The sequence below is a fragment of the Pedobacter ginsengisoli genome, assembly GCF_002736205.1.
Taxonomy (GTDB): domain Bacteria; phylum Bacteroidota; class Bacteroidia; order Sphingobacteriales; family Sphingobacteriaceae; genus Pedobacter; species Pedobacter ginsengisoli_A.
On sequence record NZ_CP024091.1, the window covers coordinates 1454192 to 1481138 of the forward strand.

Here is a 26947-nt window from a genome sequence, read left to right on the forward strand (position 1 = left end):
AAAAAATAAAAAAATCGTACCAGTTCGTACCAGTTGTAAAATATTTATATATTTGGACACCTAACCACACACACAATGAAGTATTTCTTACTAAGTATTGGCATTACCACTGCTCTTTTTACAGATAGCCTTGCACAAAGCATTGGGGTAAATCAAAATAACCAGCTCACTCAAAGCCTTAAAGCAAATATAAACGATGCTTTCTGGAGCCCTAAATTTGAGCTTTGGAGAACCACAACTGCTAATGATGTGCTGAATAAATTCGAAGGAAAGCACTTACCTGCAAAAGAACAGGTAGAAAATAATGTGTTCGAAAACTTTGACAAGATAGCTGGCGGAAAAAAAGGGAAAGGAGGGCATGCAGGGTTGCCATGGTTTGATGGCCTGATCTATGAAAGTATTCGCGGAATAGGTGATCTGAATATTCAGCATCCAGATGCAGTCCTGCAAGCACGTTTGGATGGTTATATTGATCGTATTTATGCTGCCCAGCAGGCCGATCCTGATGGCTACATTAATACTTATACCGATCTTATGGAGCCGACTCATCATTGGGGAGATAATGGAGGTTTACTGCGTTATCAGCACGATGTTTACAATGCAGGTATGCTTATAGAAGCAGGAGTTCACTATTACAAAGCTACCGGCAAAACCAAACTGCTTATTGTAGCTACCAGGTTTGCCGATTACATGAGCAACTTAATGGGACCTGTTCCTAAAAGGAACATCGTACCTGCTCATTCGGGGCCTGAAGAGGCAGTTTTAAAATTGTATAAACTTTATAAGGAAAATCCGGCTCTTAAAAAGAAATTAGGTATCCCGGTAAACGAAAAGGCTTATTACGAACTTGCAAAGTTCTGGATAGAGAACCGTGGTGTTAATACAGGTTATCCACTCTGGCAAACCTGGGGTAATGATAAAGCCGAAAAGTGGATTAAAGATCAAAAATATAAAGAAGGAACAGTTACGAATGCTACCCGTCCTACATGGGGCGATTATGCGCAGGACTCTATTTCTGTATTTAAACAGAAAACCATTGAGGGGCATGCGGTTCGTGCTACTTTGCTGGCTACAGGCATCACGGCCGTAGCTTTGGAAAGTCATGATCCTCAATATATACAAACTGCAGATCAGTTGTGGGATAATATGGTTGGTCGCCGTATGTTCGTAACCGGAGGTGTTGGTGCTATTGCTCATGACGAGAAGTTCGGGCCAGATTATTACCTGCCTACAGATGCGTATCTTGAAACCTGTGCTGCGGTAGGAGCCGGATTTTTTAGTCAGCGTATGAACGAGCTAACCGGTAACGGAAAATATATGGATGAGTTTGAACGTGTACTATATAATAATGTGCTCACAGGAGTGTCATTATCTGGCGACCAGTATACTTATCAAAACCCACTTAATGCACACGACCATTCAAGATGGGCATGGCATTCGTGTCCATGCTGTCCGCCAATGTTCCTCAAAATGGTTTCTGAACTCCCAAATTATATTTATGCATCATCTGGCGATAATTTGTTTGTAAACATGTTTATTGGCAGCGATGCCAGTATCCGCCTGACTAATAAAACCCTGGTAGCTGTTTCACAGCAAACCAATTACCCATGGGAAGGAAAAATTACTGTAAAAGTAGATCCTGAAAAAGAATCAGCATTCAGTTTAAGTTTGCGCATTCCAGGATGGGCCAGAGGCAAAGAGAATCCTTATGATCTTTACAAATCTAACCTGACTTCGTCATATACACTGATGGTAAATGGGAGCGTGGCTAACGCCGTAATTAACAATGGTTATGCTGTAATTAATCGTAAATGGAAAAAAGGTGACCAGGTAGAACTTCAACTACCCATGACTCCTCGTTTTGTAACAGCAAATACTCAGGTAAAAGATTTGAGAAACAGTATCGCTATTGCATCAGGACCTATCGTTTATAGTGTTGAAGCGGCTGATAATGGAAATGTTGAACAGCTACAGGTCGATACAGCCACTGCATTGCAATTGAAGCATAGAAATGACTTTTTAAATGGTGTGAATGTGATAACCGGTAAAACTGTTGCGGGTAAAACATTTACTGCTATTCCTTACTATGCTGTTGGCAACAGGGAAGCAAAAGGCTATAAAGTTTGGTTACCACTTCCTCAAACGGCGCGTATTAAGGTCGATGCAGGCCAAATCCAGAATAAATTAAGTTCACTTATCTACGGTTCAAATATCGAAGATGTAAACCATGAAATCTATGGAGGTTTTTACGACCAGCGCATATTCGGCGAAAGTTTTGAAGAGCCTGCAGCTGGTGTAAATTACAACCAATGGCGTAGGTATACTGGTTACTGGACTGCTAAAGATGGGGCTGTTACTATTATCCCTGGCCGAAATACAAATAGTGAAGTGTTCATGACCACTTCGCACTATATTGGTGTCGAGCCAGATCAAAGTGCAAAGTTGATCTATGAACCAAAGGAACTAACAAACGGGGCAGTTGAAGCAGAAATCAGGTTTACAGGAAAAGGAGAGAGTGGTGCACTACTTGTACGCGTAGCTAATGCAGGTGTAGGTAATGATGCTTTTGATGGGTATGAAATAAGCCTGAACAGAGATGGTAAAAAAATAATGATAGGCAAACATCTGCAGAATTTTGAGCAACTAAAGGATGCAGCGGTCAATTTTGATCCAGAGGCCTGGAATAAGGTTAGGGTTACACTCAATGGGTCGCTAATTGAGGTATATCTTAACGGCCAGCAAGTACTTTCCTTTAAAGATGAACATAATCCTTTGCTTAAAGGAAAAATTGGACTGCGTACCTGGAGATCGGCAATGGAGTTCAGAAACGTTACATTACAGGAAAGCGGGAAAACAGAAACATTAAAATTAGTAAACCAAAGCAATGAGCAAGTAAGCTATAACTGGGATGTCATCAATCCCGGACAGGCAAAAGCCAGTTTTGAACTCGATAGTAATTCAGCTTATAATGGGAAAAATTCGCAGGTAATAAACTTTGCTTCAGGTTCTGGCAAAGCGGGTATAGCTAACAGAAGCTTAAATCGCTGGGGTATCGCTGTCCGTAACGGACAGGCTTTCCAGGGTAGGGTATACCTAAAAGCCGAAAAGCTAACTGGCCCTGTAACTATTGCGCTCGAAAGTGCCGATGGAACCAAAACATATGCAATCAAAAAATTAAGTGGTATTGGTGTTAACTGGAAGAAATATCCGTTTACACTGACAGCTAATACTACTGACATCAATGCCAGACTCGCCATCTACATTTCCTCAAAAGGTAAACTTTGGGTAGATCAGGCAGTACTTATGGGGACTGGTAAGGATCAGTTTAAAGGCTTGCCAATCCGTGCCGATATTGGAAATATGCTGGTTAATCAAGGGCTAACCTTTCTGCGTTATGCCGGAACCATGGTAAACTCACCCGAATACAAGTTTAAAAAAATGATCGGCGATCCAGATAAACGCCCTCCATATCGCGGGCACTGGAATTGGTACACTACCAATGGATTTGGAATAGAAGAGTTCCTTAAGTTCTGTGAAGCAACGAAAATAACGCCATGCTTCGCTATAAATATCTATGAAACTCCTGAGGATGTATCCGATATGGTTGAATACTTAAATGGAAGCGTTAATACAGAATGGGGAGCTAAACGAGCCAAAAATGGACATCCTAAACCTTATGGTGTAAAGTATATAGAGATAGGAAATGAGGAGGTTATCTTTAATGGTGATAACAGAAAGGCGTATGAGGAATATGTAACCCGTTTTAATCTCTTGTATAATGCAATGAAAAAGAAAGATAGTTCATTGAAATTTGTGCACGCAGCCTGGTGGCGCCCAGAGTCGCCTAATATGGAATATGTATTCAGGGAACTAAATGGCAAAGCCGACTATTGGGATCTGCATGTTGGTGGCGATGATCCAAAAGCAGGTTTAGATACTGATAAGCAGCTTGCAGATATGCAGCGTATGTTTAAGCAATGGGATCCGGCAACTAAAATGAAAGTTGCAGTTTTTGAAGAGAACGGAAGTAAACACGGTATCCAGCGTGCTTTAGGACATGCTACAAACCTTAATGCCATCAGGAGGCATAATGAGTTTGTACTTACCTCAAGCCCTGCGAATGCACTTCAGCCTTATCTTCAAAATGATAACGATTGGGATCAGGGTCAGATCTTTTTTACGGCTCACCAAACATGGGGTATGCCTCCGTTCTATTCTCAAAAGATGCAGGCAGAAAATTATTTACCTCTTCGTGTTTTAAGTAAAACAGAAGGTAATCTTGATGTAACAGCAGCGCGTAGCGAGGATGGAAAAACCTTAATATTACACGTAGTTAATACCGGCACGGAAAGCATTAATACAACACTTGAACTGAGCGGGTTTAAAGATAGAAATGCTGAGGCAGATGTATTTGTATTGGCAGGTGAACTTAATTCGAAGAACATGCCTTCAGAACCTGAACTTCATAAAACCGTAGGTTCTAAAGCAATTTTAACTGGTGATGCTCCGATTTATAACTTTTCGGCACATTCTTATACCATTTTAAAATTTATCAGGTAGAACAGAAACAAGCCCCTGACCAATTGGTCAGGAGGCTTGTTGCAATTAACTAATTTCCCTAATTAGTATAATCCCAGTTCGGCTAAAGCCGCAAACTGTAGTCCATCATGTGCAGAGTTGGCGATAACCTTCAGATACCTGAAAGTTTTTGCACTTCCAAAATCAAAGTATTGAGGGCCATCGGCATTTGCTGCAACATAGTTATTTACTGATGTAAAGTTAATTCCATCTGTACTGGTCAAAACTTCAAAATTCTTAACCGCACGGCTCAAACCACTGCGTTGGGTTAAGCTAAGCCCATTAGCTGTTTTAGAAGATCCCAGATCTATTACTACATTATGAGGGTAAGAGGTTGCAGAGCTTGACCAGCGTGAATGCCAGTAAGTGCTTCCGCTGCCATCAATCAGTTTGCTTGCCCTACCATTCACTGCACCCTCGCCACTTGTTTCTTCTGAACTGAATGTAGCAATGCTCCATCCGGTTTTGCTAAGCTCGTTTCTGGTACTAAAATTTAAAACAGGAACTCCGGCTGCGAACGTATATGAGTAAATTTGCTCTGTAACAGTACCATTATCATGTACCAGTTTAACTTTTAATTCATAAGGAATCCCATCGGCCTTCTCTACAAGGTCGGCAATAGGCATTTCCACTCTAAAGCTGTCTGTACCTATTTTTTTTGATTCCCAGCCGATGGCATTATAGTCACGATTCACACCAGTACCTTCATTATTCACATTAGGGTCATTAAAATAAAGAATACTGGTTACGTTACCGGTTGAGGTAAACTTACCAGATACTATAATAGATGCCTGCGCGCTCGAGTAGCTGGCGTATATTTTATTAATGCTCGAGGTTACTGAGCCATAGTAAGTATTACTATTATTATTAAATACCTGGTTGGTATTTAAAACTGCGGCATCAACCGCGGTTAAAAATGTAGGGCTTTTACCTAGTGTGCCATTACCAGCCCACATCAAAGCCATACCAAGAGTAGCATCTTCAGAAACCTTTTGTCTGTTATGAGGTAAGTTTAGTCCATGGCCTAATTCATGTACCAAGCCACCAAACCAAACACTAAATCTATTCCCAACTGCGTCGCTTTTGCCAAGATTTTGTATGTCCATCTCCTCATAGTCAAGTGCGTAACACCACCTGCCTGTGCCATAAAAAGGGCCACCGCTAGGAGTGCCATTGGCACCAATTGAATATCTTGGTATAATAATCAGCGTATGGTCACTGGTATTGTCTGCCGGATGGGCGGCAAAGTAAGCATTTACTTCACTTGACACAGCTCCTGAGCCTCCAGAGTACGGATATCCGCTTTTAGGTAAACTACCTCTAATGGTAATGATCTTAACACCTCCCGATCCATTGTTGGCGAGGCCAAAGGTTTTATTGCCATAGCCATTGCGGTTCATTTCCTGTTTGTACCACTCCTGGGTCCACAATAAAAGGTCGCTCAATCTTTTTTGGTAACCTGCCAAAGTATCGAGGTCACTGGGCACAAAGTAAACAATGTTTACATTTCTGGTTTGGGTAATGATTTCTGCAGTACTGTCATGAGTCGACAAATCTTTCTTGTCTGATTCTGGGGTTTCTGCCTTTTTACATGAAAATGTAAAGAGAGTAGTGCAAAAAATGCACGCTAATAAAAGATTACTTTTTTTCATAAATTTTGGTTAAGGATGAATTGATATGAAAAAGTAATCAAGTATCCTGGAATGTTGTAAGCTAGTTCTTTATAACTGCTGCGCAAGCGTTTGATTATCACATTGAAGGCATATATTTGATTGAAATTTGCTCAATTTCATTGAAATTTAAGGATATGTTTTATAAATAACTTTTCCTGATCTGAAATTTTTTATTGCAGATTTATTAAAGATGGATTCCTGTTCAAATATTATATGCAAACGTTTGTGTAAAATTTTGATAAAGCTCAAAGTGAGAGGAATATACCGACAGGCCATGACAGTTATCACATAAATGATTTTTATCTTGGTTTTACTGTAACCAAATGTATAACCAATCAATTCTTAATGCACAAAGTGAAATATCTTCTTGGAATTCTTCTGTCATTCACCTATTCAATTACTGCGACTGCTCAATTAGCTAAAGTGCCTTTTGTGCCCTCGCAAGAGGAAGTTAACCGTGCTTTCGGCAATCAAGATGTGCTCTCTTTTCTAAAACCATCAAAAGTTTATCATCCCGAAACCTGGTTTCACTATATTGGTGGTAATGTATCAAAAGAAGGAATTACGAAAGATCTTGAAGCAATTGCAAAATCCGGAATTTCAGGAATCCAGTTGTTTCACGGTCAGTTTGGTGGGCCCTGGCCAGGGGTAAGCCCTCAAATCACGAGCCTTAGCCCCAATTGGGACGATGCAGTAAAGCATACCGCTCAGGAATGCCGTCGTTTAGGCCTCAGGTTTTCTATGAATAATTGTCCGGGATGGGCTACTTCCGGAGGACCATGGATTACACCGTCCAATGCCATGCGTAACCTGATCTGGAACAGAACTGATGTAGTTGGGGGTAAGGCCATTAATCAAGTTTTACCAGTACCACAACCCAGTAACGAGGCCTGGCGTGACTACCAAGATATTACCGTGCTCGCCTTTCCAACCCCTACCGGAGATACCGGAAAACCCTTGATACCAAAATCAGTTAATAGCAATACTAATTTTAAATGGGAACCCTACTTTGCAGGAGAAGCAAAAGAGTCTGTTCATTTACCACCTGCCAAGCCTGCTAAGCCTTATTGGATAGAGGTTGAATTTCCTGACGCAGTTGCACTTCGCAGTGTAGAATTTTCGAGCGTTCAGGGCTTCAATCATGGTCAATCTTACGAACCTGGAGTAACCATAACCATTCAAGGAATCTTATCTGATGGAAAAACCAAAGATATTCTGCACACAGAGATGCCTCAATCAAACTGGCAGGATGAGCTGCCCATTACCCTGGCTTGTTCTGAGCTTGCTGGTGTAAAAAAGTACCGAATTACTATCTCCAATAAATACGGTATGACCATTAGTTCACTTCGCCTGTTTTCTGCTGCACGCAAAAACAACTGGGAATCAGAAGCTGCCTGGACACTTAGAAGTCTTGAACGTGCTGGTCAAAACCCTAAACAATCGCCAGAAGCTTTCGTTAAGGCGGATCAGATTCTTGACATCTCAGATAAAATGACTGCCGATGGAAAATTAAACTGGCAGGCACCTAAAGGCAATTGGACAATCCTGCGCCTGGGTCATGTAAATTCCGGAAAGGAAAATGGACCCGCACCGGCTGAGGGTACCGGATGGGAGGCAAATAAGTTCTCAAAATCGGCTGCTGATGTACATTTTGCAGGATACATCGGGCGCCTTTCAAACGGACCACTTGCTGGTGGTCTGTTAAATGGTATGCTTATCGATAGCTGGGAGTGTCATACTCAAAGCTGGACACAGGACATGGAACCTGAATTTAAACGTATCTCCAATTATCAGCTTCGTAAATGGCTACCTGCATTATTCGGCTATGTTATTAAAGACCATGAAACCACAGCACGTTTTTTAACCGATTGGCGTAAAACCCTTAATGATCTGTTAACCAATAATTATTACGGTCGTATGGCCTCATTGGCAAAAGAGAATGGACTATCAGTTACTTACGAAACAGGTCCTGGCGATGTTGTGCCTGCCGATATTATGGAGTATTTTAAATTTGCTGATGTACCCATGTGCGAGTTCTGGCAGCCAATGAGCGATGGATTTGTCGGCTCTATAAACTTCAAACCAATTAAGCCAACGGCCTCTGCTGCAAGAATGTACGGTAAACCACGTGTAGCAGCAGAGTCATTTACAAACATCTCGCTCAGTTGGGATGAGCATCTTGATATGCTCAAAGAGGTTGCCAACATAAACAGTGTGCAAGGCGTTAGTCATTATGTATTTCACACCTATACACATAACCCGCAAACTCCTTTTCTTCCTCCGGGTAGCTCTTTTGGTGCAGGGATCGGTACGCCGTTCCTAAGGGGACAAACCTGGTGGCAATACATGCCCGATTTCACAGATTATTTATCGCGCTGCACATATATGCTCGAAAGAGGAAAGCCAGTATCTGATGTGCTGTGGTATCTTGGCGACGAGACCAATCATAAACCTAACCAGAACGCGACTTTCCCGGACGGATATAAATATGACTATTGTAATTCAGATGTGCTGTTGAACAGATTGAAAGTGGAAAATGGTATGATCGTAACTCCAGAGGGCATCCGCTACAGGGTATTGTGGTTGCCAGATGTGCCTCGCATGTTGCCTCAAACACTACTAAAAATACGGTCGCTAGTGCGCAATGGAGCAACTATTATAGGCAATGCTCCAGTAGGGTTAGCCACCCTTACAGATGGCAAAGCTGCACAACAAAGCTTTAATGTTGCAGTTAAGGATATATGGGGAGGAGAGGGCAAAGGTTTAAAGAAAGTAGGCAAAGGTTATGTCATCTCAGATATGACTATAGATCAGGCATTGGAGGCATTAAAAATAACACCAGACGTTACCGGAGGTGATGCTTTGTGGTCGCACCGAAGTATAGAAGGGGCAGATTGGTATTTCGTGACTGCACCAAAAGGTCAGGGATTTAGTGGCGAATTGAGCTTCCGGGCAAAAGGACAGGTCGAAATCTGGGATCCGGTAAGTGGAACAGTCAGACCAGCCGAAAGCCTGTTCAATGCCGATCGTACAAGTGTTAAACTTGATCTGGAAAAAGGAGGCTCATGTTTTGTTGTTTTCAGAAAAGAAAAGAACATAGCCAACTTTAAAGCAACTGAAACAGTTTCTGCCTTACCAATTTCAGGGCCATGGAAGCTAACCTTTCCAGAAGGTTGGGGTGTTCCGGAAGCTTTGGAAATAACCGAACTAAAGCCATGGAAAGATCTTGATATTTCAGCAGAAGGTAAAGCGTTTTCGGGTACTGCAACATACACAACCACATTCACTATCAATAAAACAGCACCTGATCTGGAGTATATTCTCGATTTAGGGAAAGTTGATATGGCTGCGGTTGTAATCGTAAATGGTAAAGAGGTGGGTAAATTATGGGCTCCGCCATACCGTATAAGTTTAAAGGATTTTGTTAAACAGGGACAGAATACGTTGAACGTGCAAGTAACGAGCACCTGGTTCAATCGTTTGGTATTTGATGCAGGGCAACCAGAAAATAAACGCAAAACGTGGACAATATCAGGCCCCGGAAAAGACTCTGCTTTACGTGTTTCGGGCTTGCTTGGACCTGTTAAACTTGAAACTCAAAAAGAGATGTAGCTTATAATGTCTTTGTGTTACAACGTACCACTATTAATTACCAATTTGTATTTCAAAATACCTTCAGCGTATAGATAATATCCGTCTTTTGCACGGATTGTCTCAAATTCCCCAAAGGGTAATTTCAAATGCTTATTATTAATAGAATAACCTCCAGTAGTAAGGTTAGCAAACCATTTTCTGGCATCAGTATGTTCCCAGATTTCAACTTTATCTGTACTAAATAGGCAAGTAGTTTCCAAATGGTCAGTATTGTTCAAAGTAAGACTAATTAAACGGAACTGTTTGCCGGCTAAAGAAACTGGTGTAGGGCTAATACATCCTGCCAGAAATATGCTGCAGAATGCAAAATAGAGGAGCGTTTTTCTAAATTGCATAATACTAAGATAGTAAAAAAATATTTTATTTCCCTAAAACCAACCGGGCTTGGGTACCCCATTGGCCAATAAACAGATCAAGTTTTCCGTCTTTATTTACATCACCAACGGCAATTCCCCAGCTTCTGCCAACGGTCGATTCAGGAATTACATCCTTAGTTACCGATTTAAAGTTCCCTTTACCATCATTTTGCAATGCCTGAACTTGCATAGGCTGAAAAGGAGGGATTTTAAGTGCACTTAAAATAATATCTGGATGTCCGTCGTGGTTAAAGTCAAAAATTACACCTGAATAAGTAGAGAATTCTTGCTTAGGAATACGCTTTGCCGTTTCGTCTTTAAAGTTTCCTTTACCGTCATTTATGAGCAAACGAGCGGTGGGGTCTTTTTCAAAAGCACCACCATTGCTGGTTAAGTTAAGAAACAGAATGTCTAGGTGCTTGTCGCCATTTGCATCAAAAACTAGAACCTCTCTGGTATGTAAAGGAACCAGCAGTTCCAGTTTTTCGGGTTTCTCAGTAAAATGACCCTTTCCATCATTAAAGAACAAACGGTTAGGAGGAACCTCGTTACCAGTAATTAAATCCAGGTGTCCGTCTTTATTTAAGTCAACCAGTTTAACCGATTGTGTTTCAATACGGATATCAGGTAAACCTTCCTTGGTGTAATCAATAAAATGGCCGGGTTTTTTAGGATCGTTGAGCCATAAAAAGTTATAAGGCGTAGGGCCTGTATTTCCAACAACAACATCAAGTAGTCCATCACCATTTACATCACCAATGTCAAGACCATTTGCTTCACTTTTTGCAGGCAAACGATCACTCACATCTCTAAAAGTTCCATCGCCATTCCCTAAGTAAAACTCATGGTTTTGGTCGTCTTCGGCAACAAATACAAAGTCCAGGTTCCCATCTTTATCAAAATCACCAGCACGGACGTGTTCGGTATCGTGCGATTTTTCTGCAAAAACCCCCTTCTTCCAGGTAAACTTTCCTGTACCGTCGTTAAGGTATAATCGGTTCGGCAAGTTTTCTAATGCCAACACAGCGTCTAAATGCCCATCCTTATTCACGTCTACAAGTACTACATCCAAAGGATGAGCTTCTGGATCTACTGGTAAATGAGTTGTTGTAACGTCTTTGAAATACTTAGTTTCAGTGTTTTGCGAAAACACATGGCAATTGGTAGCAAAGCTTAACAAGATGGTAGTGGCACAGAGTTTTGCAGACAGGTATAGTTTCATAATCAAGAGGTATTATGGTGGAACAATACTTATTTGTTTACAAGATAAGCTGTTATGTTGGAAGAATGAAGAGTTATTTGAAATTAAAGAAAAATTATTAATTTTAACTGATGTAATGTGTGCTGTTTCTCTCGCTTATCTCTCAATTTCATCTAAATAACGACTTACTCTCTTAAAATGAAACTAAAACAAACAATTAAGCTATTCTCACTGCTGGGTTTGCTGAGCTTTGGAATCTCAGGTTATGCGCAAACTGAAACTGAATTAACGCACAATGCACCAACTCTTCAAGTTGGGCTCGATGGATTAAACTTTGCCAAAGGTACATTGGATGCAGAACTTATAATGCAAATCGTTGCAGAAAAACAAAAAGAGGTAGGGTTAAAACTTGTTCAGAATATGTTCTTGAGTAAGGTCAATACAGCTGGAGGTGCTTTCTATTCATTTACAGATAATATCATAAGGGGAGTGGTTTCTGAACGCGATATTAATGTAATTACAAAAAAACTCTTGGAAAACACAGTTAACATCACATTTACTTATGCTTTTGCCGATTATTATATCCGAACAATACAGTCAGAATATCTGGCGGATTTCAATTCGCTGGCACAATGCAATTCAATTAAAGCCATATCATCAAATAAAAATTTTACAATTACAGATTTAAAGCTAGGATTAAGATCTTTGAAACAAGAAGCTCCATTAGCGACATTGACTGAAGACGTATCATTAAATCCTAATATAACAAAAATGATTGCATTGATGGCTGATATGTCCAGCGAAGTCATCAGGAATAATGCGACTCTTAAGGAGCTTGGTATTATGCAGGTATCCTATGCTCAATCTTACGAGTATCTTAATGAGTACAAAAAGCTAGAATTGGAAAGCCCTTCTGACTTTGCTATTGCTAAGCGAATATATATGTCGATGGAGGCTACTTTAGCGCAATATACCAATATGATTGGTTTACTTTATTATGGCTTAAGAGCAAACAGTTATAGGTTAAATGTGAATAATGTGCTTAAGAATATTGGAAAAACATCAGTTATTACCTCTGTAGCAGATATACAAACCAAAATAGGAAATGTAAATTCAGATTTACAGATTATTACTGCGAATATGCAAAAGTTGATGCAGAATTCGAGTGATACGACGAAGTTCAATCGTCTGTATAAAGCAATAGCTGAAATACAACAGATTAAAAGCTATACAAGTAAGGCAGAATCTTATTTTAACGGTATAAGCTCAATCCCTGTTTCTACAGATTCTCAAGCATTGGGAATTAACTCCGATGTTGTATACACCTTGTACGCTGACATTATCCCCAAACTTAGGTCAGCAGGTATATGGGATTCAAAGGCAGACGAAAGTGTTCAGCGATTGGAAGAAATTTGTAAATTCATATATGCTTCCTATGCTAATGATGATACAAATATGTTGAAGGCACATGGTTCTGGTGCTAATATCGAAAAGTTTCTCTCCATCTTATCTGTTGCATATCAGTTTGATAGAGCTAATACTTTTTCAAACAGTGTCAAACTCCTTTCTGATTTAGAAACCATATTTCCAAATGAACGAATTAAAGACGCTTTAGTTTTTATAAATGCTTACATCAGAGATTTTGTTGCAGTTTATAAAGATACAAATGGAAAGGAATACATCGGTGTAAATGTAGAATCACTGATATCTAGGCTAAGTGCAGTAAAGTCAGATAAGCTAAGAAGAGGGAGTGTTCTTTTCAATGTAGGAGTTAATACAACGTATTTTCCTAATGAACTTCTGTTAGAGGATGGCTCAAAGATTACAAATTTCAGCTTTGTAAGCGAAAAAATAGGATTTAAATGGAAATTTTTTGATAAAAGTTTTTGGCAAACTCGAAATCCGGGAGAAACCTACACTATTGGAGGTACAAAATATAAGAAAACCGCCACTCCTTCAGAACCAGTAATTTCAAACATGCATGCAATTGTATATGGCTCAGGAATTCTATACAATATTTTCAACACTGGTACTACCAAAAATTTTAATGCACCAATGATTGGTACAGGGCTTGGGATATCTTTTTTTAATAGTCTAGATTTTAATGTGACGGCGGGATTTCCAATTTTAAGAAAAGGAGATTCAGGGAAAAGTGGCTTTATTGGCTTTGGTTTCGATTTCCCCTTTACTGAATATATTAAGAGATTGTCCGAAAAAAATCGTGACAAAAAGAATAAAGAACTGATTGCTGAAGTAGCCAGTTCAACCAAAAATCTTTGAGTTTTTTTGAATTAAAGAATTTTAGCTAGTATATTTTGATTGTAATTTTATCTTTATTATATGGATCCTAACGAGCTCAAAAAACTAGACCGTATACCTACAAGCGACAGACATTGGGTATTTCGCACTCCCTTTTATGGTATTATTGTTTTTATCCTCATTTTGGCTTGGAAGATTATTGAAGGTTGGCTAGAGAAGTAGTATAATTTGTATATGCCAATTATCCGGATTGAAACTTTTATAAATACTGATCAGGCAAAAGTCTTTGACCTTGCCAGAAACATTGATCTTCATCAGGTCTCTACTGCTCATACCAATGAAAGGGCAATAGCAGGTAAAACATCCGGTCTTATTGAATTGAATGAATCAGTAACATGGGGAAGCCAAGCATTTTGGAATTGTGCAGAGGCTTAGTTCTAAAATAATTGAAATGAAATCTCCTGATTATTTTGTTGATGAAATGGTTTTTGGAGCTTTTAAGTCATTCAGACACGAGCATATTTTTGAAATTCAGGGAACTGGTACACTAATGACAGATGTTTTTAATTATTTATCTCCTCTGGGAGTTTTAGGGAAATTGGCCAATGTACTCTTTCTTAACAAATACGTAACGGACTTACTTGTTCACAGGAACAAAACATTGAAAGAACATGCCGAACAATAATGCAGCTCCTTCTTCAATAATTACCTTTAAAATAGGTAAATGGAGTCTATTAGACACGTATGACGTAAATATGTCGCAAACAAGTCGTAAATCAAATTCAGCCTTAACAATACCTTTGCTATGTACATAAAACGTTCTAAAATGAAAAATACAGAATTAGCAAAAAGGATTAAAGCATTGCGCAGCCGTAAGGGCATGAGTCAGGAAGAGTTGGCTGAAGTATCTCAACTTAGCTTAAGAACAATTCAACGAATAGAGGGCGGAGAGACGGAAGCGAGAGGCGATACCTTACAGCGCCTGGCTAAGGCTTTAAATATCTCTCCTGATGAATTGATAGATTGGGCAGAGAATGAAGATAGGGGGTTTTTAGTAGTGTTAAACCTCTCAGCACTAAGTTTTATAGCCTTCCCTATATTAGGGATAGTTGTGCCACTGGCGTTGTGGATGTTAAAAAAAGACAAAATTAAATATGTAAATGAGACGGGTAAAAAGTTACTGAACTTTCAAATATCATGGTGCATATTAGCCTCGTTCTTTACTATTTTTCCTATGATTATTCAAATATTTCATATTGGTGGTTCATTATTTCGAGCGTTTCAAGTTTTCAATTTAGGAGCAATAGAAGCATTTATACTGATGGTTCCTATTTTATATTCAGTTAATCTAGCTTTTATTATTGTAAACACCATACGTAGTTATAATTTTCAGAAAGTATATTACAAGCCTGCAATTCCCTTTTTAAGATAAAAGTTTGAATTGGACCTTTATTATATGGAGCATTTTACATTGTTGGATTTTGCAGGTAAATGCTCCATTGCTGAATTGGTAAATCCTTCTTCTTGGCCAATATAATGGCCGAGTTGGTGCTTCCTTCAGAGTCTGCAGGGGTAAGATACAAATCTGTATCTCTAAGTCTGATGAGGTAGATGTCTTTTTTTACTTTAATAAACTCATACTGCTGGTTTTTAGCATCTAAAACAAGAGGTTGTTCCTCTAAAACCGCTGCATCTTTTGCTTCCCCAAGTGGTTGAAAAGTCTTTTTAGTGAACAGATTTTTCAGTTGATAAGTGTTTTCTCCTTTGTGTTGAAAATCCCAGGTCGTACATTTCCAGTTTTGAGGGTCATAAGCAACCAATGGTGTCCCCTTTTTACCACTGGCATCCTTAACCCGAAGCAACATCCCCGTTTTAATATTCTTTATAGCATAAGCGCCTTTTATTTCCTGCGAATATGAGGTATAGGTAAACAGGGAAATTAAAAGTATAGTTGCTATAAATTTCATATCAAGTTACTTACAATATAAATGTACTTAATTATTTTACTTTTAGGGAGTAGCGTTTTACACTTTAGGAACGTTTTAGTGTAAAATCTAAATTAATAACCATTATGAAAAAGTTTCTATTTATTTGCGCGGTGCTCTTTATTGCTAGTCTGGGATGTAAAAAAAATAACATTGGTGGGGGTGGGCTTTGCGCCTGTTCACCTATTACTGAACCTGAGATAAATCTGGTTATAAAAAACAGCACAGGCAGTGATCTGTTGAGCGACAAAATTGCTGGTGCCTATTCAAAAGATGATATTAAAGTATTCCAGAAAACTGCGGATGGCAAAGAAACTCCAGTAAAGTTTAGCATCAGACCTCCATTTTCTTATGGTGATGAAAAGTTTAATTTCAACTCGTTATTGATAGGCCTTAATTTTTTAGCAAATGCATCAGGCTCAAAAATTCTTTTAAAACTAGGTGATAGTAAAGTTTATGAACTTAGTTTTGTATTGAACGAAGGTAGGTACGATATTAATAAACTGCTGATTGATAGTAAAGAAGCTGAAAAGGACCAAGGTGATGTTGCTAAGTACGCCAGGATATATTATGTTACTGACTTGTAAAGGCAAAATAATGAGCTAATTGTTAAGTACTTCAATTTCGCTTAATTGTTGCTTCTCTTTCTCAGATCGATTAGAATATTTAATCCAACGGTTAAAGTTACTGTAATCCCAATCAGTAACTTTTCCATTTTTTTCAAGCTTTTTAAGATAATCGTTTTTCAACTTTTTGTAATCAGCCGGGTATTTCATTAACAAAGCTATTGTCTCCAGATAGTCTGCATTAGCCAGATTAAATTTAAATATCTTAGGATCTTCTGATTTAAACATATTTAGTACCTCGTCAGGTTTTTCTGCCATAATTAAAATTTCAGCATAATTGTAAATATGGATATCCTTTAGGTTCGGATATTTCAAATAGTTACCTCTTGATTTTGATACTGCACTATCAAAGTACCTTTTACTTAGGGAAAGCTCACCAAGTTCCATATAGCTTAGCGCTGCATTTAGAAAACTCTCTGTCCTTGAATTTTTATTAGCAAATAAAGCATGGATTTCCGCAGCCTTAGTTTTATCTCCAAGTATTCGATACGATTCAGCTAGTGCTGCTTCATTTTGCTTTGCTCCTAATGTATGCCACCAGGTTTTATAGATAGAATTTTCCAGGTTCTTATTAAGATCAGTTATTGCATTTTTATAGTCCTTAGTTTTATATCGAGACATGCCAATGGCAAACCAATACACATTTTTCTCGTAATTTGCTGAATCCAAATCTTTTGCTTTTTTAGCAAATTCAACTGCTTTTTTAAAAGAACTGTCGGCATACAACCAGGCAACAGCATTACTCATCGAAATAACCAGCTCACTATTAGTTACTTTTAATGCAGTTGGCTTATAGCCGAGTTCCTCAAATACTATTTTTGCATCAGCAGCATTTAAAATTCCTCGACTTATAAATCCTGTATCAATGGCTAATGGATTATTTTTTAAGGTAATATTGAACCACTTCATCTTAGTCATTTCAACAGGGAGGGTTTTTAATTGGTTATTACTTAAATCCAGTATCAATTCCAGTTTCTCCCATGGCGCGTCGGCAGGCAATATTTTTAGTCCAGTATTAGCCAAATTTACAATTAAAGGCTGTTTTTTAGCATTGGCAAAAACAACATTGCAAATGCTTTGTTCGTCCATTTTACTATTATTATTTAAATTCAGATTATGCAGGTTCAAATTGTTTGCTAAACCCTTAGGCAAAGTTTTTAAGTTATTACCATCAACATATAAGTCCTCAAGTTGCTTTAAGTTGCCAATGCCGTTAGGTAGGCTCTCTAAACCACATTTACTGGCACTTAATTCTTGCAGGTCTTGGTAACGATCAATATTTGCAGGTAAATTCTGTAAGGGGTTATTATCAACGGACAGCTTTTTCAATTGGTATTTTCCCATATCTAAAGCCGGGAAACTGGTGATTTTGTTTCTTGAGAAAAACAAATGTTTTAACCGGTGGAGATACTGAACTCCTTCTGGAAACTGGGTGATTTGGTTCTGACTTAGATCTAGACTTTCAAGCGTTGTTAAGTTTGCCCAACGTAATTTGGATATATCTTTAAGCTGGTTCCCGCTCACTAACAATGCTTTTAGGTTTTTAATGTTAGCTATTTCTTCAGGAATGCGCTGAAGATTGTTATAGCTTAAGTCGAGTATCTGAAGTTTTGGCAGATTTATGAGTGGAGGCATATCAGAAATGGTTTTCCAAATGATAAGCGTTTTTAATTCAGGTAGTTGATACAGACTAGCAGGAAGGCTAAATGAACTGTTTTGTGTCCACTTTTCGGTGTTCCATCTTAGTATTACAGATTCCAGTTTCACAAGCGGCTTGAAAAAATCAGGGCAACCTGATAAATCGCAACTTTGTATATTCAACGAACGGAGCTTAGTAAGCCCCCTAATACCAATCAGTTCATACGGATGATTTTTAAATCTTGTTATCCATCGTAAGCTTAACGACTCCAGATTTTTTAGCTTTTCGAGACCTGAAAAAGTGTGGCTGGTATCAAATGGCCCATAAATAGCCAGTTCTTTAAGCTCAGTTAAAGCCGATAACGACTTAATAAATTCAGCATCTTTTGCTAAGATTGGATTAATTCTTAAGCTATTAAGTTTACTGAATTTTTTAAAAACCGCACCATCTTTAATATAACAAAACTTGAAATCTAGCATTTTCAATGTGCTTATTTTCGCCAGTTTTTCCAAAAGTGTTTCATCTTTGGAATCAATGTCGCCTTTTTGTTCAATTTTAGCCATTTGCCAAACTGCATGCTCAATATCCAGGCTCAATAGCTGTGGCGTAGATAACATTACAAAAGTGATTTGATTTGGTAATACCGAATTATCAGGGATTTTCTGTTTATATTCAAGCAAATCCACACCTCTAAGTGAGGGCATTTTGTGTAATTTATCAAATGTGTCGTGAGCATCAAGGTTCTCGGCGCCACTTATACTAAAGAATTTTAAGTTACTTAACGTCAGTATCTCTTCAGGAAGCCGATATTTGCTTTTGATCGAATTCTGACCATTATCATAAAAACTTAGGGCTTCCAGGTTTGGAAATTGCTGTAGTAAACTAAAAACTTTTGCAATGTTGATAGTATCATTAACTGCAAAAAAAATGCTCACTACATTTGCCTGTTTATGATTCCTTATTACTTCGTTTAAATATCGCAATGCTGCACCATCTAAATTGATATGCTGATAATCAAGTTCAGGAATAGGGTTTGTTAATTTGTTTAAAAAACTCAACTCGTATTCAGGCTTTTCAATGTACTTATAAAAAAGAACTGAATCAGTTTGAGCCTTTATGTTTTGAATATTAAAAAACAATAGCAATGCAGAAGTAAGAAGTACAGATAAGGCTAAGCGTTGAACGTTCATTATAAGAGCAGGTTGGTTAGTTGGCTAATTAAAGTTAATCAAAAAAGTAGAGTAATTTTGTCGAGGTACCCATTGTTTTTTTAAGATATTTTGGTAACATTTGGATTAACCAGACCATTCCTTGTATCGCAGAGATACATGGTTTTTTACCATTAAAATGCCAACGCTCAAAAAAATACTCTCTCAGAAAACTGATCAGCAATTGATGTATTACGTCAATAATCCCAACAAACATACAGACGAAGCTGTTGACCTTGCACTAGTCGAGCTAAGGAGCAGGGGTGTAGAGTTACCTGAAAACATTAATCAGGTAATCACTGAAAAAAAGGCTGCTTTTGAAAAACAGAAACGGAGAAACAAGTTTTATTTTTCTGGAATTACTGTGGCATTCTGCATTGTTGGAGGTATGTTTTCAATAGGAGCTGCAATAGCTGTTATGGCATATCATGAGATATTGAAGTCATTACTGGGTATAGATTGCATGTATTCCTGGTATTTTATGTGGTTTTCAACAGGTGTATTTAGTATTGGTTTACCACTATTTTTCTTTCGGTATTTTCAAAGCATGAAACCCGAATCCATGACCTATCTGTTAGGATTCTTTTTCATGTACAGCGTTGTTGAAATAATATGTTTACAAGTATTTTTTTTAATGTTTACAGCAGATTTAACATCCATGTGCGAGGCTAATAGCCATATTTTACCTACCAACAATTGGGGGTTGCTTTTAGCATACGTAGTGTTAATTATGATAAGTGTGGTATTTGAAAGATCAGATGTTAATATTAAATCAGAAGAGTAAGTTGGGTTAACCAAAATATAAATATTCTACTGCTTATCTATTTAACTCTCTGCTAATAAGAGTTTGGAAATGCTATAAACTACCGCAGAGTTCCAATCCTTAAGATAGTTGTAACTCTTGTAGATTTTTGGATTGCTTTTAGAAAACAAAGCATAATAGCCTATATATTCTCTGAATCCTAAATCAGTATAAGGAATTTCATGATCCTTGATGAGTATTACTGTATCAGACTTAAAAGTTGTCCCAAGAATCTCAACAAAAGAGTTTTTGTTAAAAGAATCAATATATCTGTTTATAATGTTTTCCTGATGAGTATTGAATAAAGCATTTAAAATATCAACGTATCTTTTATGCAGTTCTTTTTTTCTGATGCTGCACAGAGATGTAAAGCGAATTTTTATTACTTTATCTTCAAATCCCCTAATGTCAATATAATATCTACGTCCAATGGTAAAGGCATAACCTTTAATAGGCTCTATACCAAATCTTAAACCTTCTACCTCATCTTTATTAAAAATAGTATTTGGAACGTCTTTCCAGTCTGAATCATCGTAGGTGATCATATCAGGATTAATCACCAATTTCCTTTTTCTATCTAATATGTTAGGTCTGATTTCTAATTTCAGCATTTATCGTTGGTGTTTTGTGATAAATCTATTGTTTTTTAAGATATTTTGGCAGCGTTTGGATTAACCAGTCCAATGCCAACGCTTAAACAAATACTCTCTCAGAAAAGTGATCAGCAAGGCTATAGGCTAAAAAGTAACCGCCATGTGTCTTTTTAATGTTAAAAAAAAGGTATGCTTTACTGTTTTGAGGCTCAATATTTTGATTACTGCCAAATATTAGAATCTTTGTAGAGATGAGAAAATCTTAAAGATACATAATGAGTATAGCAAGAAAAATAACACTTCTTTTCGCTATTTTATCCGCAATTATCATTTCCTTGTTGAGTGGTTTTGTATGGTATTTTGCTAACGATTTTGCTTTTGAAGATTTTTATAAAAGACTAGAAGCCAGAGTTAACATAGCTGCGGAAATTAGACTTGCCGAAGATAAAAACGACAACATGTATGCTAAAGTCCGTAATCAATATTTAGAGCGTTTACCGGATGAAAAAGAATATGTTATTGAAAAAGGCGACATTAATAATATAAAATTAGACATCGAATTACCATCAAGTTTTTACGATAAAATTAAGAAACTTAATGTAGCCCGTTATCGTAAAGAAAATCATTTTTATGTTGGAAAATATTTTACTGGTAATCAACAAGATCGTATTATTATTGTTTCGGCCAATGATCCTTTTGGGTTTAGAGAACTAAAGGATTTACAGAAAACGCTAATCGCCGGTTTTTTTCTATCTATAATTATGTCTTTTATAGTTGGCTGGAAATTCTCCAACTACATGCTTAATCCCCTAAGAAAGATTATTAAAAGTGTAAAGAAAATAAAGGCAGAAAACCTACACTTAAGGCTTGATGTATACGGTACTGATGAAATGGCTCAACTCTCACAAACTTTTAACAATATGTTGAACAGGTTAGAGACAGCTTTCGAAACACAGAACAATTTTATCAGCAATGCATCACACGAATTAAGAACACCGCTTACTATTATTAGTGGCGAGGTAGAACTTGCAATGAAATCAGACGCTGATGGTCAGGATCGCTATTTGGCTCTTGCCAAAATAAAAGACGAATCGGATCGACTGGAGCATATCCTTACAAGTTTGTTAGGGTTGGCTCAAACAGGCTTCAATGGTAAAAACCACCCTTGGGAATTGGTAAGAATTGATGAATTGCTTTGGGATATCAAGCGCACAGTTACCCAGGTGCATCCGGAAAGTAAAATTGAAATCGATTTTAGTAAACTGCCAGCCGATGAAGACCAGATAACGATAAAAGCAAATATTAATTTACTTAAGCTAGCTATAGCAAACATTGTAAGTAATGCCTGCAAATATTCTAACAACAAACCCGTTTTCGTAACATTAGAAAGTAAGCTAAACATATTGTCAATTGCTGTAAAAGATCAAGGAATTGGTATACCTCCCGGTGATGTACAACATATTTTTGAACCTTTTTATAGAGCTTCAAATACGTCGGACTTTAAGGGATATGGTATTGGCCTCCCGCTCTCCTTAAATATAGTGCGCCTGCATCGCGGGAGCATCGCAATCAGCTCAATAGAAAATATTACAACAGAAATAAAAGTCCTCCTTCCCGTTAATTAGGTTTAAAATTCAGAGGTTTGCACTTATGAAATTGAACTCTTCACAACTAATTAAATGGCATCAGCAATAGCACAGTAGAGAACCACAGAGGGATGAGTTGCTATCATCTAACTCGTTGCAATAATCAACTGCTTAATCGCACCCAGATGGTATGCAGCATGTGGAATCAAAGCCAATGTACCTTGTCTAAACTTCTGATCCGTCCAGTCTTTCCTTTCCTCAATTGCAGTTCTCAGATCTTGATAGGCGCTAAACAGGTCTTGCTGTAACTTTTGCCATTCCTGATCATTTACCTTGTGGATTCTCCAGCTATCAGCCCAATCAGGAGCGGGCATTTTGCCATCAAAAAACTCCAGTGCAACCCGAATACTCCATCTTAAATGTTCAGTGTGTGCTGCAATGGTTGATCCACCTTCAACAATAGGGATTGAAGCCTGTTCGGCGTCGATCTGCTCAATTGCTTTAGTAAAACCATGACCAGGGTACCTATCTATCACCCAGGTGTAGTTACTTGCCGGACCAACATAAAGTTCATCAAGCAGTTCCAGTAATGACGAGATTATTACTTCCATAATAAGGTAACCATCATCTTTTTGAAAAGTTTTCAATTTCAATTCATCACATACTGGATGTGTGAAATTAATTTCTCACAAATTTAAGTGTTATGTTAAATTATGTTTTATTGGTTAATTTTTGAAGTGAAATACCTACTAAAGGGTATTGTTTTATAGTTAATTAGAAAGTATATTTAACTAATATTTACATAATGACGGTATTGGTTATAATTCTCATTACTCCAATTCTTAGTAGAATGTATCACGGCGCCACTCCACAACCAGCTCCAACTGTAAATATCGATCAATCAGCTGCAATTTCAGGTAAATAACTAAAGCAATTTTATATGGCAAATATCAAATTACTCTTCAAAGAAGCAGTGTCTCAAACATCACTAACTGATGTTTATCAGGTAAACAATACCAGTAAATTGGTAAAAATAGATTTAATTATCGGTGATATTGGTCAGGCCTCCATTTCAACAATAAAAATTGACGATGAGGTACTTATAAGTGAGCACTTAGGTACCTTAACCGATTTTTCAGTGGGCAGAAACAAGTCCATTGTAAATAGGTTCCTGAACATCACAACTATTGTTACCGATGTCAATACAGAGCATGACAGAACAGGAATTGATTTCTCCATTACAGGTGGTGTAAATCCATACCACTATGTGCTGAGTAAACAAGTTATTAATCAGGGTGATTCAGTAGGTTATAAAATCGAGATCTTTTTTTATAAATAGTTATGAAAACAAGAATATTCATTTTCCTTGTCCTTGGCTGTGCCTCCAGGTTATTTGCGCAAAGTGAGCAAATTGATACCTCTAAGGTGAATCTTGATGTACTAAAAGCACCATCTTCGCCGGCCTTTAATTTATTGGGGTTGAGCCCTAGTGATATAGACAGGCCGACAGATGTAAATGCTTTTGCGCTTTCATTACAGAATTCAATCAAAAATTTTACCGCTCTACCCAATAGTTATGCGGTAGAACTGGCGCCAGTATATTTATTCCAGAAAAAGCTCATCACTTTAGATCAGTTTAAGGCAACTGATTTTAAGCATGTTTTTTGGCAAAGCTTTACTTTCTCAATGGGGTATACTCATATGGGGCCAGAGGGGAAAGAAGATGTAGATAGTCTTCGCCAGTCGAAAGTTGGCCTGGGCTTCAAATTCTCTATTATAAGGCCTAAGTTTTCTGAACAGACGCAGAGTGTTTATGATAATTTGGTTATTCAACAAAGAATAATGTTGCAAAACTATTTAAGTGCCGAGGGAAAACATGAGCTCACAAAAAATGTTAAGCTTGTGCAGGATTCTTTGCGTAAACTAACAACGATTTTTCCACCCGGAGATGAGCGCATAGCTATTGAAAGAACTCGTTTGATTGCTAGATTGGCTGAGTTAAATACCAAAATTAACGAAGATGCAAATGTGGAATTAGAAGGAACAGAAGCATTTCAGGCGGCAAAGAAAATAGCTGCTGACTTTAAAATTGAACGTGTTGGACCTTTTCTGGATTTTGCAGCAGGTTTAACGCTTGATTTTCCTGATGACAGGTTCAACAACAGCTCAGTTACCAAGGGGGGAGCCTGGCTTACTGGTGGTTTTGAAAGTGGAAACCATGGTATAACCGTAATGGGGATTGCCAGGTATCTGTTTCAGCCGGATAAAATATTTGCCGATGACAGTAATGTTGTCCAGACCAAAGATGTTTCGACGTTTGATGCAGGTGGTAAGCTTCTGTTTAATGGTTTTAACGGACGATTTGCTTTGAGCACCGAAGTAATTTACAGAAGTATCCTTACCAGTAGCACCATAGATCCTTCATGGCGATTGGTTTTTAACACGGAATATGATATTGGAAAGAATAAGAAGTTAACTTTCGCATTTGGAAGAAACTTTGATGGTGCTATCAGTAAGGGAGGTAATCTTATTGCAGCTTTGAACTTTATTAGCTCATTTGGTTCTGCAAAGAAAATTTCCTCCAATTGATTTTGTTATCGATTATTGAATTAGTTTCTTGCAAGAGCAATTTGAAATTTGTTGTACATAGTGATATTAGCGCTAACTTGCAATCATAATTTATGGAAATCTTCCAAACAACATTAAAGCTTCGGGCAAGAAAAAGAGAGTTTCATCTGATTACTGATGAAGTAGAAAGGGCCTTGCCAGAAATTAAATTATTAAAAACCGGGATTTGCCAAGTATTTATTCAACATACTTCTGCTTCCCTTACTATTAATGAAAATGCGGATCCGACAGTCCGGAAAGATTTTGAAACTTTCTTTAATAAGGCGGTTCAGGAAGATGATCCGGATTATGAGCATGACTATGAAGGTTCTGACGATATGCCTGCTCATTTAAAATCCTCAATTTTGGGTAGCTCAGTAACTATACCCATTCGTAACTCAAGGTTTGCATTAGGTATTTGGCAGGGCATATATCTTTGCGAGCATCGCGATTATGGAGGTGAAAGAACCCTGGTTATAACTGCTTGGGGCGAGAAGCTTATTTAGCACCCTCCTTAGGTGCCAAAAACAAAAAAGGCATCGCTATAATCTGTAGAGCACAAGCAATAACACTTAGTATACCATAGACAGGGTAAGTATCAAAATTATTTAAAATAGGCTGTAATGCAAATGCACTAATTACGGTAATAAAAGTTAGAAACCACTTCAGCCAGTCCTTGCCTAGAGTTGCAAAATACCCCAGAACCGCAATTAAAAGCGTTGTTTCTAATGCTAGAGTACCTGCGGTAATATTTTCAGTATAATGAAGAAAATGATTTACTAATGTAACTGCTGATGCTGCAAATATTAAGTAGGCGGCTATTTTGTAGTTTTTATGAATTGGACGCATGGGTAAGCTCCTTTTTTTGGAATTGGAGATTACAAACATAAGATAAATAATTCCCCTCCTGCAGCAGGCATTGTGTTTTGTACAGTTTTTTGAATTTGGCATGGCTTAGCCCCCAGTCACTAATGGATGCTTGTCGGCGTACTTATTTAATAAACAGCACAAGGGGGTATTTTATTAATTGTTATTATAGTTTAATTTTATCGAGTGCATTGGCGTAATGTATGGATTGTTTAGGTTAGATGTGTTTATTTAAAAGAAAATTTTGAATATGCAGATGTTCAGGAAAACGTGCTATTGATCAAAATTTAAGCTTGGGATTCGTAATGATTGGTGCGGCTCCTAGGCCATGTGCTGTTTTAATGACAGGATATAGCAAGACATCTAACCGATTAATCTTATCTGGCTAGACACTGGATTAGGAATGCTCTAAGTCGGTATTGGCATGACGAATAGTGATTTTTTCTAAAAAAACTTATTTTAGCCTTAACCAGAATCTTACTTATGAAAACTAGTTACTTCAAAGTTCGCAGACCATTTTCATTTTCATCTAATCCATATGATCTGGGCACTTTCATGGGCTTATCTCACAATTATGACGACAACCACTTTGTGCTGAAGATTTACAGTATGGATGAAAAGAAGTTTGTCGATTATTACAGCTATCACCTAAACTATGCACTAAAAAATGATCTCACTAGCGAAGAGAATTTCTTTCGCCACGTATGGCAGATCGTCCAGAATAGGATCAAACATTATGAAATACAGAATCCTTTTTCTCAGAGCCACGCAATTCACAGAAATAATATTGAAAAACTTCAACAGTTTCAAAAGTACCTGAAGAGTATAGATGTCTGGGATGCAAGGCCATTCCATCTTGTTATTGAAGAAAAAGAAATTAGAATACAAAAACAAAAGGAATTGATTGAAGAACTTCAGGCTCGCCTGAATGAATTAAAGGTCTTCGAAGTCAGCGAAAAGATTAGGATCGAGGAGGGCTATGTCGCTACTTTCATCGATCTGCTCAAACAGATTGAAAAACTGGAACTGCCCTCAGGCAGAAAGTTAATAATGAGTGATCATCAGATCGTTTATCCAAGAATGATCGGGAAGTATTTTTCTGATGCTGGTGACGATATCCCTGTTGAAACACTCCGGAATTATTACGTGCGTAAGAATGATGATGTTACCTCTAAAGGCACCGAGATTAAGCCCGGACAGAAATTTTTCAAAATCGTACCCGTAGATCCAAACAAAAAATAGCTACGGTTCATCAGTTGCATATGACCATACTAAACAGATGGTCATTGGTTTCGCCATTTTGTTATTCAAAT

General features: G+C 37.8%; 21 protein-coding genes. 13 read left to right on the forward strand and 8 right to left on the reverse strand.

Going from position 1 to position 26947, the window contains the following annotated elements; all coding sequences use genetic code 11:
• Positions 1–75 precede the first annotated feature (75 nt).
• Entirely contained in the window at positions 76–4560 is a 4485-nt protein-coding gene (locus tag CPT03_RS05955) for a beta-L-arabinofuranosidase domain-containing protein (RefSeq protein WP_099437976.1), read from the forward strand.
• A gap of 62 nt (positions 4561–4622) precedes the next feature.
• Here CPT03_RS05955 and CPT03_RS05960 read toward each other — a convergent pair whose 3' ends face one another.
• Positions 4623–6230 carry a discoidin domain-containing protein gene (locus CPT03_RS05960; RefSeq protein WP_099437977.1) on the reverse strand — a complete coding sequence of 536 codons (1608 nt, stop codon included), beginning with the start codon at positions 6228–6230 and terminating at the stop codon, positions 4623–4625.
• A gap of 366 nt (positions 6231–6596) precedes the next feature.
• Between CPT03_RS05960 and CPT03_RS05965 the strand changes: the two genes are divergently transcribed.
• Positions 6597–9863 carry a glycosyl hydrolase gene (locus CPT03_RS05965; RefSeq protein ID WP_099437978.1) on the forward strand — a complete coding sequence of 1089 codons (3267 nt, stop codon included), beginning with the start codon at positions 6597–6599 and terminating at the stop codon, positions 9861–9863.
• Positions 9864–9880: 17 nt separating this feature from the next.
• Here CPT03_RS05965 and CPT03_RS05970 read toward each other — a convergent pair whose 3' ends face one another.
• Together CPT03_RS05970 and CPT03_RS05975 are read right to left on the reverse strand one after the other, a co-directional pair.
• Positions 9881–10240 (reverse strand): hypothetical protein, encoded by a 360-nt coding sequence (locus CPT03_RS05970; RefSeq protein ID WP_099437979.1) that lies wholly within the window; start codon positions 10238–10240, stop codon positions 9881–9883.
• A 25-nt stretch (positions 10241–10265) separates the two neighbouring features.
• Positions 10266–11483, reverse strand: a complete 1218-nt coding sequence (locus tag CPT03_RS05975) for an FG-GAP repeat domain-containing protein (protein ID WP_099437980.1) — start codon at positions 11481–11483, stop codon at positions 10266–10268.
• Positions 11484–11660: 177 nt separating this feature from the next.
• On the opposite strand from CPT03_RS05975, the gene CPT03_RS05980 reads away from it, so the two are divergent.
• The 4 genes from CPT03_RS05980 to CPT03_RS05990 all read left to right on the forward strand — a co-directional run bounded on the left by CPT03_RS05980 (position 11661) and on the right by CPT03_RS05990 (position 15153).
• Positions 11661–13742, forward strand: a complete 2082-nt coding sequence (locus tag CPT03_RS05980; RefSeq protein ID WP_099437981.1) for a hypothetical protein — start codon at positions 11661–11663, stop codon at positions 13740–13742.
• Positions 13743–13955: 213 nt separating this feature from the next.
• Positions 13956–14156, forward strand: a complete 201-nt coding sequence (locus CPT03_RS23040; RefSeq protein WP_245869986.1) for a hypothetical protein — start codon at positions 13956–13958, stop codon at positions 14154–14156.
• A 16-nt stretch (positions 14157–14172) separates the two neighbouring features.
• On the forward strand, positions 14173–14406 hold the full coding sequence (locus CPT03_RS23045) for an SRPBCC family protein (protein WP_245869987.1): 234 nt from the start codon (positions 14173–14175) through the stop codon (positions 14404–14406).
• A gap of 141 nt (positions 14407–14547) precedes the next feature.
• On the forward strand, positions 14548–15153 hold the full coding sequence (locus tag CPT03_RS05990; protein ID WP_099437982.1) for a helix-turn-helix domain-containing protein: 606 nt from the start codon (positions 14548–14550) through the stop codon (positions 15151–15153).
• A gap of 34 nt (positions 15154–15187) precedes the next feature.
• On the opposite strand, the gene CPT03_RS05995 is transcribed toward CPT03_RS05990, so the two are convergent.
• Entirely contained in the window at positions 15188–15688 is a 501-nt protein-coding gene (locus CPT03_RS05995; protein ID WP_099437983.1) for an RICIN domain-containing protein, read from the reverse strand.
• Between the two features lie 104 nt (positions 15689–15792).
• On the opposite strand from CPT03_RS05995, the gene CPT03_RS06000 reads away from it, so the two are divergent.
• Positions 15793–16293 (forward strand): hypothetical protein, encoded by a 501-nt coding sequence (locus CPT03_RS06000; protein ID WP_099437984.1) that lies wholly within the window; start codon positions 15793–15795, stop codon positions 16291–16293.
• A 15-nt stretch (positions 16294–16308) separates the two neighbouring features.
• On the opposite strand, the gene CPT03_RS06005 is transcribed toward CPT03_RS06000, so the two are convergent.
• A complete protein-coding gene (locus tag CPT03_RS06005) occupies positions 16309–19161 on the reverse strand; it encodes a leucine-rich repeat domain-containing protein (RefSeq protein ID WP_099437985.1) in 2853 nt (950 codons plus the stop codon).
• A gap of 157 nt (positions 19162–19318) precedes the next feature.
• On the opposite strand from CPT03_RS06005, the gene CPT03_RS06010 reads away from it, so the two are divergent.
• Complete coding sequence (locus CPT03_RS06010; protein ID WP_099437986.1) at positions 19319–19963, forward strand: hypothetical protein; 645 nt, start codon at positions 19319–19321, stop codon at positions 19961–19963.
• Positions 19964–20004: 41 nt separating this feature from the next.
• Here CPT03_RS06010 and CPT03_RS06015 read toward each other — a convergent pair whose 3' ends face one another.
• On the reverse strand, positions 20005–20592 hold the full coding sequence (locus CPT03_RS06015) for a hypothetical protein (protein WP_099437987.1): 588 nt from the start codon (positions 20590–20592) through the stop codon (positions 20005–20007).
• Between the two features lie 257 nt (positions 20593–20849).
• Here CPT03_RS06015 and CPT03_RS06020 point away from each other — a divergent pair, with 257 nt between their 5' ends.
• Positions 20850–22199 (forward strand): sensor histidine kinase, encoded by a 1350-nt coding sequence (locus CPT03_RS06020; RefSeq protein WP_099437988.1) that lies wholly within the window; start codon positions 20850–20852, stop codon positions 22197–22199.
• Between the two features lie 107 nt (positions 22200–22306).
• On the opposite strand, the gene CPT03_RS06025 is transcribed toward CPT03_RS06020, so the two are convergent.
• Positions 22307–22771, reverse strand: coding sequence for a DinB family protein (locus tag CPT03_RS06025; protein WP_157766364.1), 465 nt, complete (start codon positions 22769–22771; stop codon positions 22307–22309).
• 329 nt (positions 22772–23100) lie between these two features.
• On the opposite strand from CPT03_RS06025, the gene CPT03_RS06030 reads away from it, so the two are divergent.
• From CPT03_RS06030 to CPT03_RS06040, 3 genes are all read left to right on the forward strand, one after another.
• Positions 23101–23499 carry a hypothetical protein gene (locus CPT03_RS06030; RefSeq protein ID WP_099437990.1) on the forward strand — a complete coding sequence of 133 codons (399 nt, stop codon included), beginning with the start codon at positions 23101–23103 and terminating at the stop codon, positions 23497–23499.
• Between the two features lie 2 nt (positions 23500–23501).
• Entirely contained in the window at positions 23502–24749 is a 1248-nt protein-coding gene (locus CPT03_RS06035) for a hypothetical protein (protein WP_099437991.1), read from the forward strand.
• 92 nt (positions 24750–24841) lie between these two features.
• Positions 24842–25273, forward strand: a complete 432-nt coding sequence (locus CPT03_RS06040; protein ID WP_099437992.1) for a secondary thiamine-phosphate synthase enzyme YjbQ — start codon at positions 24842–24844, stop codon at positions 25271–25273.
• On the opposite strand, the gene CPT03_RS06045 is transcribed toward CPT03_RS06040, so the two are convergent.
• The gene (locus CPT03_RS06045) at positions 25266–25718 is read right to left on the reverse strand and encodes a hypothetical protein (protein WP_157766365.1); all 453 of its coding nucleotides are present in this window, start codon (positions 25716–25718) and stop codon (positions 25266–25268) included. The genes CPT03_RS06040 and CPT03_RS06045 overlap by 8 nt on opposite strands.
• A 399-nt stretch (positions 25719–26117) precedes the next feature.
• Here CPT03_RS06045 and CPT03_RS06050 point away from each other — a divergent pair, with 399 nt between their 5' ends.
• Positions 26118–26876, forward strand: coding sequence for a hypothetical protein (locus CPT03_RS06050; RefSeq protein ID WP_157766366.1), 759 nt, complete (start codon positions 26118–26120; stop codon positions 26874–26876).
• Positions 26877–26947 lie beyond the last annotated feature (71 nt).